Source organism: Lawsonibacter sp. JLR.KK007, from assembly GCF_036941135.1.
Classification (GTDB): Bacteria; Bacillota; Clostridia; order Oscillospirales; family Oscillospiraceae; genus Lawsonibacter.
Map to the genome: position 1 here is coordinate 1,028,191 of NZ_JAYWSY010000002.1, position 14,151 is coordinate 1,042,341.

At 51.4% G+C, this 14,151-nt stretch carries 14 protein-coding genes and 1 pseudogene; 4 read left to right on the plus strand and 11 right to left on the minus strand.

What is annotated here, in order from left to right; translation table 11 throughout:
* Positions 1–53 precede the first annotated feature (53 nt).
* From istB to VV088_RS15080, 4 genes are all read right to left on the minus strand, one after another.
* The gene (gene istB, locus VV088_RS15065; RefSeq protein WP_334599536.1) at positions 54–851 is read right to left on the minus strand and encodes an IS21-like element helper ATPase IstB; all 798 of its coding nucleotides are present in this window, start codon (positions 849–851) and stop codon (positions 54–56) included.
* On the minus strand, positions 844–2,067 hold the full coding sequence (gene istA, locus VV088_RS15070; RefSeq protein WP_334599537.1) for an IS21 family transposase: 1,224 nt from the start codon (positions 2,065–2,067) through the stop codon (positions 844–846). Before istA ends, istB begins: the two co-directional genes overlap by 8 nt.
* Before the next feature lie 148 nt (positions 2,068–2,215).
* Complete coding sequence (locus VV088_RS15075) at positions 2,216–2,965, minus strand: hypothetical protein (RefSeq protein WP_334601530.1); 750 nt, start codon at positions 2,963–2,965, stop codon at positions 2,216–2,218.
* Between the two features lie 818 nt (positions 2,966–3,783).
* Entirely contained in the window at positions 3,784–4,017 is a 234-nt protein-coding gene (locus VV088_RS15080; RefSeq protein WP_334601531.1) for a helix-turn-helix domain-containing protein, read from the minus strand.
* Between the two features lie 167 nt (positions 4,018–4,184).
* Here VV088_RS15080 and VV088_RS15085 point away from each other — a divergent pair, with 167 nt between their 5' ends.
* The 4 genes from VV088_RS15085 (at position 4,185) to VV088_RS15100 (ending at position 7,255) form a co-directional block, all read left to right on the plus strand.
* The gene (locus VV088_RS15085; protein ID WP_334601532.1) at positions 4,185–4,955 is read left to right on the plus strand and encodes an XRE family transcriptional regulator; all 771 of its coding nucleotides are present in this window, start codon (positions 4,185–4,187) and stop codon (positions 4,953–4,955) included.
* Positions 4,956–5,002: 47 nt separating this feature from the next.
* On the plus strand, positions 5,003–5,362 hold the full coding sequence (locus VV088_RS15090) for a hypothetical protein (protein WP_334601533.1): 360 nt from the start codon (positions 5,003–5,005) through the stop codon (positions 5,360–5,362).
* Positions 5,363–5,442: 80 nt separating this feature from the next.
* Positions 5,443–6,582: a tyrosine-type recombinase/integrase gene (locus VV088_RS15095; protein ID WP_334601535.1), complete on the plus strand. Its 1,140-nt coding sequence runs from the start codon at positions 5,443–5,445 to the stop codon at positions 6,580–6,582.
* A 436-nt stretch (positions 6,583–7,018) separates the two neighbouring features.
* Entirely contained in the window at positions 7,019–7,255 is a 237-nt protein-coding gene (locus tag VV088_RS15100; protein WP_334601536.1) for a hypothetical protein, read from the plus strand.
* Positions 7,256–7,264: 9 nt separating this feature from the next.
* On the opposite strand, the pseudogene VV088_RS15105 reads toward VV088_RS15100, so the two are convergent.
* From VV088_RS15105 to VV088_RS15135, 7 genes and pseudogenes are all read right to left on the minus strand, one after another.
* Positions 7,265–8,027 (minus strand): annotated as a pseudogene (locus tag VV088_RS15105) (IS5 family transposase).
* An 82-nt stretch (positions 8,028–8,109) separates the two neighbouring features.
* Positions 8,110–8,835, minus strand: coding sequence for an RraA family protein (locus VV088_RS15110; RefSeq protein ID WP_334601538.1), 726 nt, complete (start codon positions 8,833–8,835; stop codon positions 8,110–8,112).
* An 18-nt stretch (positions 8,836–8,853) separates the two neighbouring features.
* Complete coding sequence (locus VV088_RS15115; RefSeq protein WP_334601539.1) at positions 8,854–9,921, minus strand: lactonase family protein; 1,068 nt, start codon at positions 9,919–9,921, stop codon at positions 8,854–8,856.
* Positions 9,922–9,938: 17 nt separating this feature from the next.
* Positions 9,939–11,444, minus strand: coding sequence for a tripartite tricarboxylate transporter permease (locus VV088_RS15120; RefSeq protein WP_334601540.1), 1,506 nt, complete (start codon positions 11,442–11,444; stop codon positions 9,939–9,941).
* Positions 11,445–11,460: 16 nt separating this feature from the next.
* The gene (locus VV088_RS15125) at positions 11,461–11,946 is read right to left on the minus strand and encodes a tripartite tricarboxylate transporter TctB family protein (RefSeq protein WP_334601541.1); all 486 of its coding nucleotides are present in this window, start codon (positions 11,944–11,946) and stop codon (positions 11,461–11,463) included.
* Positions 11,947–11,991: 45 nt separating this feature from the next.
* Positions 11,992–13,059 carry a tripartite tricarboxylate transporter substrate-binding protein gene (locus tag VV088_RS15130; protein ID WP_334601542.1) on the minus strand — a complete coding sequence of 356 codons (1,068 nt, stop codon included), beginning with the start codon at positions 13,057–13,059 and terminating at the stop codon, positions 11,992–11,994.
* A gap of 22 nt (positions 13,060–13,081) precedes the next feature.
* Positions 13,082–14,050 carry a 2-hydroxyacid dehydrogenase gene (locus VV088_RS15135; RefSeq protein ID WP_334601543.1) on the minus strand — a complete coding sequence of 323 codons (969 nt, stop codon included), beginning with the start codon at positions 14,048–14,050 and terminating at the stop codon, positions 13,082–13,084.
* Positions 14,051–14,151: the final 101 nt, after the last annotated feature.

Below are 14,151 nucleotides of genomic sequence, written 5' to 3' on the forward strand. Positions count from 1 at the left end.
TAAGAAAACGCCGAAGAAATTTTGTAGTTTTTCGGCGGTAAGGGGGGACAAAATCAAGCGTTTCCTTGCTCAAAAAGAGTGTTCACGATTTGCTGCTTCTGGCGCATAAATTCCTTGCGTTCTTTCAGGCGGTAAGACTCGCCCTTGATGTTAATGACAGTGCAGTGATGCAGGACGCGGTCCAGGATGGCGGAGGCGATGGTGACGTCGGCAAAGACCTCGTTCCACTGGGAGAAGGTCTTGTTGGAGGTAAAGACGGTAGACGTTTTTTCATACCTTCTGGCAATCAGCTGGAAGAACAGGTTTGCGCCCTGGATGTCCATGGGGAGGTAGCCGATCTCGTCAATGATGAGCATCCTGTACTTGGCGAGAACCTTGAGCTTGTCTGGCAGACGGTTCTCAAAATGGGCCTTCTTGAGCTGCTCAATAAGCTGATGGCAGTTGATGTAGTAGGTGGAAAAGCGGTGCTGTGCCGCCACAAGGCCCAGAGCGGAGGCCAGATGGGTCTTGCCCACGCCGGGCGGGCCAAGGAAGACCACATTCTCCCCGTTTTCCAGGAAGCGCATGGTAGCTAACTCATCGATCTGGCGCTTGTCGATGGAGGGCTGGAAGGAGAAATCGAAATCGTCCAGGGTCTTCTTGATGGGAAAGCCGGACATCTGGATCTGCTTCTCATAGGCCCGTCTCCGTTTGGATTTGGCTTCTTCTGAAAAAATGTGATCCAAAACCTCCACAATGTTGAGGTTTTCAGCCACGGCCCGTTCCAGGTAGTTATCCAGAATCTCCAGGGTGTTTTTCATTTTCAGGGCTTCCAGGTTTTCCCTCAGCCTGTCCATAGTAAATTCAGTCATACAGCACCTCGTCATATCTGGACAAATCGGAGGGCTTCAAGGGGAAATCTATCACTTTGCCCTGTTCCAGCAGAACATTTTCTGCGTCCATCGTCTGCTTCAACGTAAGCCTTCGGTAATGCTGAGGATTGACAACCATGTCCTTCCTTTGATACGATATTCGGTGCAGAGCGATCTGCTTGCCTTCATAGTAGGCTGCCAGCATACTGTCGAGGGCTACGACTGCCACATCTTTGCCGATGTACTCCGCTGGCACGGAGTACTGATTGCCGGCGTACGAGATGAGGCAGTCTTTTTGTACCCGCCTCAGGTTGATTTTGTCGATGATGTACTCACGGGAGAGAGGGCTCAGGCCCTCTTTTTTCAGCCGCTCAAAGGGAATCTCGTTGGTGGTGGCGTGAACCTTGCCATTGACCTTGTTGCACCAGGCCAGGGCCTGTCCGTTCAGGTCTGCCAGGCTGTTGTACTTGATTCCGACCATGAAGTTGTCCCGCACAAACTGCACCGTCCGCTCCACTTTTCCTTTCGTCTGGCCACGGTAGGGCCGGCACAGAATGGGTTTGAATCCGTAGAATCCCGCAAAATCCTCAAACTGCCGGTTCAGTGTGGAGTCCTCCTGCTTCAAAAGCCGTTTGATCACTACCTGCTTCATATTGTCATATAGAATCTCCTCTGGGTATCCTCCAAAGTACCGGAATGCGTTCTGGTGGCACCGTATCAGTGTGTTTGTGCTCATATCCGTTACAAACTCGATGTACCGCATCCGCGAATACCCTAGAATCATGAGAAAGCAGTACAGTTTCTTCCACTTTCCATCCTCGTACACCAGGTGATCCTCGAAGAATCCCCAGTCCATCTGCCCCTGCTTCCCCGGCATCGTCTCAAACCGCACTGTTGCTTTCTCATTCAAGTCCATCTTCCGGCTGCTCACATACGCCTTGACGATGCTGTAGCCCCCGTCAAATCCCATCTCCCGCAGCTTCTCCAGGATCCGCAGCGCTGAATACGGCGCCTCCTCCAGCCACTCGTCCACGATCTGCTTGTACGGGTCCATCTTTGTTGGCTTGGGTTCGCTCAATGTGTACTCCGGCTTCTGCGGCGATTCCGCGTACCGCTTTGCTGTTCGTGGGTCCATGTGGTACTTCCGGCCCAGCTCCACATAGCTCAGCCCTTTTTGTCTGTCGCTTCGGATATCCATCCACTGTACTCCTTTCATTTCCTGACTCCCTTTCCGGGCTCTTTTTCGCCCTGATTGGGAGTCTATCTTTTTTCCTTCACCTCCGCCACAAAACTACATTTTTTCCTCGGCGTTTTCTTTCATTTTATCATTGGCGCTGACAGACAGGATGTACTCCTTGATCTCCTTAGTGAAGATTCTTTTTGCCACGTTTGATCCTCCTTTCCTGCAGTTTGCTTTTTACGATGACCAGCAGCTGGGCCGCCTCTTCCAGGCTCTTGATGGTCCGGTCCAGGTCATCGTCTGCGGCGGCAACGGAATCCAGGATCTCGTCCGTGATTTCGTAAAGCCCGCCGACAAAACAGGTGATCTTCCTGAAATGGTTCAGATTGTCATAGTCCCGGTCGATCTGATCCATGTCCGCCTGGAATTTGTCTTGCCGCACCTCGGCCAGGTCGATGACCTTCTCGCGTTCCTTGATGCGCCGCAGCACCTCGCCCTGGGTGGCCTCGGTTTGTCCTGCCCGGGATTCCGCTACCACCTCCTCCACAATGTCCGGGTGGGCGGCTAGCTGCTCCATGCGGCCTACTTGGGAAGTCGAGAAGCCAAGGTCCTGAATCACCTGCTTTTTTGATTTGGTGTCTTCCCTCATGCGGGAAGACACCTCACTATGTTGGTTCCCATGAAAACTAATGTCTTTCGGTATCTCCCGAGTGATCTCCCCCATCCTCTGGTAGGCCAGCAACATCAGCTCCCGAAGCCGGTCCAGTTCGGCCTTTTTCTGGTCGTAGACTTCCTTGGCCAGCTGCGCCTTCTGGATGGCCCGGATCTCCGCCTGCATGACCTTGACTTTCTCCGGCGCAATCAGGATGAACTTCGCCAGGTCAGTGGGACGCACCGGGAGGTCACTCTGCTGGTATGTGGCTAATTGATTCAATTTCTCACCTCCTTCTTCCCGCCTCCCGCCGCCTGTGTTATAATGGCGGCGAAAGGAGGTGACAAAAATGACTAGAGAAGAATTTCGAACATTCACCTGCAGGCGATACCGAGAAGGCACCAGTATCCATTACATATATGAAATTTTGACTGACGGTACGGAACGTCTCATATATTCGTCCTGTTCCCTTCAGGACAGCGGATATAAATGCCATGGTATGGAAAATCCCGGCAGGCCATGTCCACTTGTTTTGAGTTTTCAGGAAAAATATGCGATTGAAGCAGAACGGAGCTCGTCCGGGTAGTCTTTGGGGGGACAATAGCATAGCTCTAGGAAGCGGCACTCTTTGCAGGAATGTTTATCATAGGTTTCTGCACAGTGTCGCTTTAGATTTTGGAAAAATTCCTCTGCGGACATATTTCTCACCTCCTTCTCCCGCCCGCTGGGCGGCTTTTTCATGCGCTCAAAGGAAATTGACTTGAGATTAAACATTCACTATATATTGATGTTCACAGAATATTTACACACCAAATGTTGACACGCCAACAAATAAGTGTTAGTATATCAATGTAGGGTTGCCCGGCCCTACATTGGTCCCCGTCTCCGTCTGTCTCCTGCTCCTCCATTCCAGAAAAAGGAGGTGAGAAGATGAAACGGATTCATGTCAAGGCTACGACTACTGTCCGTCGAACCGGGAATCATGTTACCGCAACCACCCGAGTATCGAACGGTTCTCGCACCAAAACATACACAAAGACGGTTAGAGTGCCTAAGTAAGTTGGGCCGAATCCCAAGGTGTCCCCACACCTTGGGATTTTTCATGCGCTGGATTGACTAGCATCAATGAACAGATCCCCAACATTGACGCCAAGAGCATCAGAGATTGCCAAGATATCACACGGTTTGATAATTTTCCGACCATTGAGCATTGCTGAGAATTGCTGAACAGAGTAACCGGCCATCTTGGCTACTGCATTGTTCTTCATGCCACGTTCCTTAATAACGTTGGATATGTTTATAGGGAGCATAACATTATACTGGGATACATCCATCACTTCACCTCCTACAAAGTACTCGAATCTCGGACTGCACGCTCAGTATATACGAGTATCGAGTATTTGTCAATGGGGTTTAACAAAAAATATTCGAGATACGCAAACTTTATTGTTGACTGCAAAATATTATTGTGCTACCATTACCTCAAGAAGGAGGTGCCAGAATGTCTTTGCATGATAGGATAAAAGAAGCTAGAAAAAGTAAGGGAATAACCCAAACTGAACTAGGCGATTTAATTGGGGTTGCAAAAACCACCGTTGCTGGTTATGAAAAAAGCAGGGAACCAACTGCTGCTCAGTTAGGAGCCATAGCCGATATCCTTGACGTTGATGTTACATTTTTGCTTCAGGATGAGATTAAGCAGCGGCACGATTTAAGGGCTACCCCTCAAGAAATGGAAACTCTCGTAAAAAAATACCGCCTCCTAGACCCCTACGGGAAGGAAGCGGTAGACGGTGTGCTGGATGTGGAATCCCGGCGGTGTGAAGCGGCCAGGGCCGCTGCTCTACAAAAAGAACGAGGACAGATGGAAGCAGGGGACCTGATAGACTTTGAGGAGGTCATCCGGTTTAGTGTTCCAGGATACTCTACACCTTTGAGCGCAGGAACAGGGCAAGAGGCTGGGCAAGAATATCCGGAGAACTATAAACTGATAAAGGAGCCGCCACGGGGGACATCTTTTATTGCTCGGGTCAGTGGCATCAGCATGGAGCCGACCTATCATGACAGCGACCTGGTTTTTGTCCATGCCACAGAAGAAATCCCCGTTGGACATATCGGCGCTTTCTATATGGCCGGTCAGCAGTGGATCAAGGAACTGGGGGACGGGGTGCTGATTTCTCACAATCCGGGCTATGACCCAATCCCTATGCGTGACGATATCCGGTGCCAAGGCCTGGTGTTAGGTGTGTGCGACGAGAGCTATTTTGAGTGACCCCTACGGTGGTGTAGATCAAAACGGACGCACGAAAGGAGAATGATATGAACAACGAAGAAAAAATCTTGGCGATTCTGGAAAAGCATGGAGAAATGCTGGAAAAAATCGACCAGCGGATGGACCAGATGGACCAGCGGATGGACCAGATGGACCAGCGGATGGATCGGATGGAGGAACGTATCGACCAGATAGACGACCGCTCTCAGCGCACCGCGGTTCTATTGGAGGCGGATATTGCTCCAAAGCTCCAACTGCTCTATGAGGGCCACGGCCTGATCATGGAGTCCTTGGATAAGCTGGCCACCAAAGACCGCGTGGAGAAGCTGGAGGATGAAATCATCGTCCTGAAAACTGCCTTCAAGGCTATGAATCAGAGGATCACCGAGCTGGAAAAAGCGCAATAAAAAGGCCGCCCCAAGAAGGGCGGTATAGGCCGCGAGATAGAGAGAGCCGGCTTGCCATATTATAGAAAGGGGAAAGAACAATGGCAAAGCGGCCGGAATTTTACTATGATCCCAAGACTGGTTACTACCGCAAGCGGCTGAAGCTCCGGGACGGCACCTACAAGGATGTCCGTGCCAGGAGCAAGGAGGAGCTGCGGAAAAAGCTCTACGACCTGGAGACCGCCCAGCGGATGGGCATCGTCCTGGATGACAAGACCACCGTGGCCGAGCTGGCCACCCAGTGGTACAACAACCGCAAGGACAAGTGGTCCTACTCCCGGAAGTCGGACTACGTGAACGCAATCAACGTTCACATCTGCCCCTATATCGGCGGGATGCTGGTCAAGGAGGTCAAGCCGGAGCACTGTCAGATGGTGCTCTCCAAGATGGCCCACCTGTCCAATTCTATGCAGTCTAAAACGGTGACCACCCTGAAACAGATCTTCGAGTGCGCAGAGGAAAACGGCTTGATTTTCCGCTCACCCTGCGGTAAACTGAAAGCGGCCGGAGCGCGCAGCAAGGAAAAGACGCCCCTCACTTCGGAGCAGTCCAAAGCCCTGCTGGAGGCCACCAAGGGCACCAGGGCCTACCTGTTCATTATGCTGGGCCTGTACGCGGGGCTGCGCCGGGAGGAGATCTGCGGCCTGCGCTGGACCGATGTGGACCTCACATCCGAGCCGCCCCGGCTGACGGTAAACAACGCGGTCCGCTTCGAGGGCACCAAGGGCGTGTTCCCCTCCCCGCTGAAAACGCCCGCAGCTCACCGCACGATCCCGCTGCCAGCCGTCCTGGCCGCAGCCCTGGCCGAGGAGAAAAAGCGGACCAAAAGCCTCTTTGTGGTCCCCTCCGCTTCCGGCGAAAACGCCACCCCGCAGACGGTCAAGAACCTGATGAAGATCGTAGACCGGCGCCGGAACTCCAACATAGTCTCTATGGATGGCGAGGTCAAGCACCCTCACCCGAATGGGAAAGAGGTAAAACGAATATTGGATTTCCGTATTACGCCACATCAGCTGCGTCACACTTACATCACCACCTTGTGCCAGTCGGGAATGGACATTAAAAAGATCCAGTACCTGGCCGGCCACAGCGATATCAAGATGACACTGAATGTCTACAGCCACGTTGTAAATAATCGCCCCGACGAGCTGATAGAAGCCGTTGAGCGAGCGTTTGTGTAGCACTATGTCGTCCCCTAAAAGGGGCGCATAAATTGAACCGGGGTAAAATTGGGGGCAAAAAGGAGATGGAATCTTTGATATTTCCTTGCAGCACAAGGGAAAGCGGCTTTTTTAAGCTTTGCTTGACGTGCGGGAGGTCACAGGTTCAAGTCCTGTATCGTCCACCACTTTTTAAACCGGAAAAGCACCGAAAACGATTGTTTTCGGTGCTTTTCCTTATTTTCTGGCGCACTTTGAAAAAGCGGATTTTTCGAAAAAACAGTTGGACAACAATTTGGACAACAAGCTACCGGAAAAGCGTTGGTAACACCACAGAAAGGATGTTATCAATGGCTACCATCACCCCCAAGGAAAAAGACGGAAAAATTATCGCGTTCAAGTTTCGGACTTGCGTGGGCCGGGACGAGAACGGCAGACAGGTGTCACGGGCCACGACATGGAAATACCCGAAAATCTTTCCATGACCCGGCTGACAAGCGCGGCCCAACGTGCGGCGGCGGACTGGAAGAAACAGGCCCGCGCGGAGTACGAAAAAGACCTGTACGACCCGGAGCGTATCAAGGCCCGCAAGGTTGACCGCACAAAAACAGACTTCGCCCGGTTTGTGCGGGAAGAATGGTTTCCCATCTGTATTGACAACGGGGAGCGCAAGCCCAAAATGGTATCGTTCTAGATAGTGTCGTCAATAAATAAGGAGCCAAATAGCAATACAACGAATTTGAACAGCAACAGTGAAAGAAGCGGCATTTTGGGCATAGCGTGTAGCGATACCGCGCCGCCTTTTGAGAAGCAGAAAAGCATTTTCAACGAGATGGCGGAGCTTGTAGAGATATTTATCGTATTCCCGCAGATGTTTACGATTTTTCTTGGCGGATTGACCGGTATCATTCCCTCGTCAACAGTTTTGAGAATGATTGCGTCTGTATCATAGCCACGATCTGCCAGAAGATACTCCGCCTGAAAGCCCTCAATCAGCCGCGCTGTAATTGTGTAATCCGCTGTGGTACCAGAAGTGATAAAGAATCGTACCGGCATACCATGCGCATCCACGGCCAGATGTATCTTGGTGTTGAGCCCCCTTTTGTACGCCCCATCGCCTGATTTCCGCTCCGCGCACCAGCGGCGTCTGGATGTACTTTGACATGGCTGGCGTCGATCATCAGCCACTCAAAGTCTGTGTCATCCACCAATGCTTCCAGAATCCTTTTTCAGATCCCCTTGTCGCGCCACCGACAAAACCGGCGATGTACATTCTTCCAGTTTCCATACGTTTCTGGCAAATCTCGCCAGGGCGCTCCAGTGCGAAGAATCCAGAATACCCTATTGATAAACTGCTGGGTATCATGGGCATTACCGCCACGCGTCCCCTTTTCACCGATGGTGTATGGCCTGATTCTCTCCCATGCTTTATCGCTTATGTCGTGCCATTGCTGTTCTCCCGCCATTTTCTTGCCCTCCTTGCTATTTCGAGGACCATTATATTACACTTTTATTGACGACACTATCTACATCATATGCTAAAAAATTTTACAACTTATAAGCTTCCCAGTAAGTGTTGTTAAGCACAGTGGTGCCTTTGCCCTCCATACGCTTTGCAGTACTGTTCAAATGGTTTTGCACATAGACTTCAAAGCTCTGTTCCATGGTTTCAAAGGTTTTGTCTTCCGAAGCTTTCTTTTTTACTGCAGCAGCCAACACATCTAGGGCATCCTGCTGACGTATTACGACGATACCATCGGCATCTCCCACCAGAATATCTCCGGGCAGGACCACCTGACCGCCGCACACCACAGGAACATTAATTTCTCCCGGTCCCGCCTTGTAAGGGCCTTGGGGAGTAACTCCTTTGGCATATACCGGCATAGATAGATTTCTGATTCCGTCTAAATCACGCAGGCAGCCGTCTACAACGATGCCGGCAATTCCTTTTAAACTGGCAAAACGCATCATAATTTCGCCTGCCAGTGCACGGTTCATATCCCCGCTTCCATCCACCACAATAATATCGCCAGGCTGGGCCATATCCAGAGCCTGATGAAACATAAGATTGTCACCGGCTGCCGCTTTGACGGTGAAGGCGGTACCAACCATGCTTACAACATCATTAAGAGGGCCAATGGATGAATTCATGCAATAAAGACGTCCCATCTCATCGTTGATGTTACTGGCCGGAAGACCGCGGTACGCTTGGATCAACTGGGCGTCCGGGCGGTGAATGTGATTAAAAATTCGATTACCAATTATTTTTGACATTTTTTTGCTCCCCTAATTTTAGTCGGAAAAGAGAATCCATGTGGGACAGGGCACTGGGATTGGACGTTGGTCCCAAGTAAGCAGACCGGTATCACTATCTGCGGTGAATACGGTAACAGTGCCTGTTTTCTGATTGCCAACATACATCTTCCTGCCGGCTTCATCCAGCGTGAAAAAGCGTGGGATTTCGCCGTGCGTTTTTTGCCATGCAACAGGGGTCAGAAGGCCTGCACTGTCAATCCGAAAGATGCCGATGGTGTCATCGCCACGGTTGGAAACATATAAAAACTTCCCGTTTGGATGCACTGCGATCTCTGAGCTTTTGCAGTACAAGCCGCAGTAGGTACTCTGTTCCGCTGAGAGAACCTGACATGTCGTCAGATGTCCGTTCTCATAGCGGAATACATAAATTTTGCTGGTGTATTCGGCCAGCATATAGACCATTTTACGATTGGGGTGGAATGCAGCGTGTCTGGGGCAGGAGGCGGGCCGGACCGGAGTTTGGCTGATGCGTTTCAATGCTCCGGAAGAGGGATCCAGATGGTATACGTGGACCAGATCATAGCCTTTGTCCGGAATAACCAGATAGTTCCCGTCCATATCGAACGGAATGTGGTGCGGACGGGAGCATGCTTGGACCTTGGTCAAAGGTCCAAGAGGACCTTCCAGCGAGGTGCTGTCCACAACCCGCTCCAGCGAACCGTCATCCCGCAGGGAAATTGAAAAAATATTTCCTTTAAAGTCAGCTGCGACTAAGTAGCGTCCCGCTGGATGAACAGAAAAGCAGCATATCGCCCGCTGAAGGTCAAGCTGTCGGGGCAGTTTGGTAAGCCTTCCTGTTTTACGGTCTACAGCATAGGCAACGATACCGGTCAGAGGGACGGGGCTGGCACTCTGTGCGGCATAAAGCACCTGCTTGTTTTTTCCAAAGGTGATAAATGCGGGGTTGTTTTCCGGAACAGCCTGAACTTCCGTCCACTGTGCGCCATCGTCTGAGATACAGTATACGTGGAGCCCCTCGCCCTGGGCATAGCGGTTGTATTCGGTCGTGTTGGTTGTATAGGACGCAGTATAAGCAAACTTCATGGCATTCCCTCCAAGGTTCAGTCGTCTTCGGCCAGGATTGTTTCACCGTTCCGCTTTGCTGCTATATGCTTTTTCACAACCAGCGCAATGGAAACCACGGAAGCCAGCAGGAAGAAAGCGGAAATGGGACGGGTGAGAAAGGGCAGCCAGCTCCCGGAGCTTTGACTCAGTGCCCGGATCAGGTTGGTTTCGGCCAAGTTTCCCAGAATATAGGCGATAATAAACGGCGTTGTGTTAAAGCCTACCTTTTTGAGCAGATAGGTAATCAGGCCAAAAACAAAGACCAGGATGACATCGAAGCTGCGGTTGTTATTGGCGTAGGCTCCGATTACACACATAGAGATAATGACCGGGTAGAGAATCCATTTGGGGATATCCAACAGCGTGACAAAGCCCTTGATTCCGGCAGTCTCAATGACAAAAAACGCGATATTAGCCAGCAGGGTGGCGGCAAATACACCGTAGATAAAGATGCCACTGTTCTGGAAGACCAGAGGGCCGGGAGTAATTCCGTGGATGGTCAGCCCAGCCAAAAGCAGGCAGGCGGGCGTACTGCCCGGGATGCCCAGGGTGAGCAGCGGAATCATGGAACCGCCGACTACAGCATTGTTGGCAGACTCTGATGCCACAATGCCATCAAGGATACCGGTACCGAATTTTTCCGGATGCTTAGAGCTGTCCTTGGCCATGCTGTAGGCCATTAGGCCGGCAGTGCTGCCACCGATTCCGGGCAGGATGCCAATTACAATACCGACAAGGGAAGAACGGATCGCATTCCAGAGGTTATCCTTAAACTCCTTCAGGGTAACCAGCTCATCCCGCAGATTGTACTTAAGTTTAGGGCCCAAAGACCGGTTTACATCGCCGAATCCGTTGGAAATGATCGCCCCAATGGCGTATATGCCGATGAGGATAGGGACTGTGTCAATTCCGGAGAGCAGATTCCGGTTCCCAAAGGTAAACCGGATTTGCCCCAAAGGAGACAAACCGATCAGCGCCACCATAAAGCCCAACACACCGCTGATTAGGCCGTCTATAATGGATTCTCCCGCTAATGAAGCAATTACGGTCAGGGAAAAGACTGCGATAGAAAAGTACTCAAAGGGAGTAAACTTCAGCGCGAAGCCAGCCAGTGCCTTAGCGCCGAAAATGAGGGCAATTGTGCTGAGAATTCCGCCGAAAAAGGAGTAAAAGATACCGGCAGCCAGCGCCTTGCCCGCATGACCGCTGCGGGCCATCGGTCCTCCGTCTAAAACTGTAGCAATGGAGGCGGGCGTACCTGGTATCTCAATGAGAATAGCGGAGATCAACCCTCCGGAGGTACTGCCAATATAGAGAGCTACCAGCAGGGCAATGCCTTCGGTTGATTCCAAGGCGAAGGAAATAGGCAGCATCAGAACCATGGCCATGGGTGCGGACAGGCCTGGAATGGCGCCAAATATCAGGCCGATTACTGTACCGACGACGATCCAAAGCCAACAGGCAGGAGACGTGACAACGGACAAAATACCTTCTGCAATCATTGTGGAGTCTCCTTCCTTAGAAAATCAGAATATTTTTCAGCGGCCCAAGGGGAAGCAGCAAATTGAAGGCCACAGAAAAGATCAAATATGCAGCGGCAGTGGTAAGTGCGGCGATTAGAAGAATAAGTCCCCACCTACGCTTTTTGTCGGGATAAAACAGAGCCATTTGCCCAATCAGATAGAGAAATGTGACGATGACAAAGCCCAGTGTTTTGAACAAGAAGCAGTATAGGCCAATCAAGACAATCGTTCCAACGCCGGACAACAGCTTAGTGCGGTCAACAACTACCTCTCTGGGTACAGCATCATCCTTCACGGCTCCCACAAGCTTGATGACGGAAAGCACCAGCAGGCACAAGCAGAGCAGCTTTGGGGTATACATGGAGCCGATTGCGCCCTCTGCGGAAAGGGTATTGCTCCGGCAATAGAAATATCCAACGACAGAAAACAGCGCAACTACAGCGGCAGTGACACAGTTTTTTGTCCGTTTACTTATTTTCATTGATATGCTCCTAACATAGATCTCGGCTGTCCGGTGTGGTCGGGATTACTGCGCAGCCAGAAAAGCAGCTGCTTTGTCCAGATAATTCTGTTGGTAGGCAACGCAGGCGTCACCGTTCTGGAAGCCCACTGTGGCGTTATAGACGGCCACCTCAGTTTGGAATTCAGGGTCCTTGCAGACCTCCTCCAAGGCCCAAGCCAGCTTGTCCAGAATAACCTGATCCGTTCCGGCCTTGGCGCGGATCATGAACATATAGTCTTCGGAGTGGTCATAGCCCTGGGTCTTCCAGCTGTAAATCCCCTGCTCGGTGAGAACCGGGACATCCTGGGAGCCGTAATTTCCCAAACAGACAATAGAACCATCGGCAACATAATCCTTATACTGCGCAAAGTTACCGGTTAACAGGTCGTATTGTCCACCTAGGAAACCGGCCAGCTTTTCCGCGGAGGAGCTGGGGCCTTCGACCAGTTTAAATTCGATTCCGCCCAGCGCTTGTTCCATTAGCGCTGCGTTCATGCCGGAAGAACCGCCTGTTGCGGCGATGGTGCTCACTTCTCCAGGATGGGCCTTGCAGTAGTCCGCCAGCTCTGCCAGAGTGGAGTAGGGGGCGTCGGGGTGGCAGTACAGGCCATAGGTATAGTCCACCATGGGGCTGCCTACGGCAACGAAGTCGGTGAGGTAGTCGAAGGGGACTGATCCAGCGGCCTGATTAAACAGAACGGACTGGTGGCCGAACAAAAAGCTGTAACCATCTGCGTCCTGATCCAATACAGACAGCGCGCCGGTGGTACCGCTGGCCCCGCTGGTATCCACTACTACAACGGTCACGCCCAGAATTTTTTCCAGGTATTTGGCTGTGGCACGCGTGTAGTAGTCAGTGTCGCCGCCAGCGGCGTAGGGACATACCAGCTGAATCGTTTTTTGCGGCCACTTGGTATCAAAGGTGGGGGTGGCGTCATTGCTGCCGGAGGGAGCGGGCGAGGAAACAGCAGGACTCGGATTGGCGCTGGACGCACTGGGTGTACCGGACTTGGACGGGGCCTTGCTGCCACACGCGGTCAGGGACAGAAGCATCGCCAGAACAACAAGCAGTGAGTACCTTTTTTTCATCATTAAGACTCCTTTTCTTTTAAAATCAGTGGATCAGATATTCCCGGTTGGCAATGGATTTAGGCTCTTCCCCCCGAACAAAGCGGATTGCATTGGCGGCCATCCGGGGGACCATTTCACCCAGCAGGTCGTTGGAAGTCCCGCCAATGTGGGGCGTGAGGGTGAGCCTGTCGTGGTGGAGGATAGGGTCCTTGGGATCAAGGGAATCTTTTTCATGGCAGAGACAGTCCAAGCCGGCACCAAGGATTAGGTTTTCATCCAACGCCTGGAGCAGATCGTTTTCGTTGATAAGTCCGCCTCGGGAGGTGTTGATGAGAATAGAAGTGGGTTTCATCCGTTTGAGTTTATCATAATCAATAAAATTTTTGGTTTGATCGTTTAGAGGAATATGAAGGGAAACAACATCGGAGGAACAAAGCAGTTCTTCCAGCGAAACATAGCACATCTCATATTCTTCTTCCAGAGCGGGAGAGAGCCGGTAAATGTCATAGTACTGCACAGTAGCGCCAAACGCACGGACTTTTTGTGCTACCAGACGGCCAATGTTGCCGCCACCAATCAGTCCCACCGTTTTTTTGTTCAGGCAGTAAGTATCCTCAATTCTGTCCGACTTGGTCCATACCCCGGCAACCAGCTTTCGGTTATGGTAGAGCAGATTTCTATACACTGCCAGCATGTGCAGAACGGCCAGTTCAGATACAGCATAGGCGTTGGCACCTGGGACATTGCACACCGGGATTCCACGCCGGCCGGCCGCCTCCACATCCACCGCATTAAGACCGGTTCCCCATTTTTGAATGAATTTCAGGTCGGGGTTGTGGAGAATGATTTCTTCTGTGATCTGAAACGCCCTGGTAATCAGGACCTCAATGTCGGTCCGTTTCCTCAGGTTTGCTTCGTCCGTGATTACGTCAATATGCCAGTCTTGAGGCAAAAGCTCTAAAAATAGTTCTATTGCACCAGGTGGGAAAGTGCCTGCAATTACAATTTTCACGTTTATTCATCAACTCCTTGTCATGTACTGCAGCCTGCGATAATATAACAAGCAATTCGTGTGCCAGCCTGGTCGTTTCTGGTAAAAATTATTTAAAACGA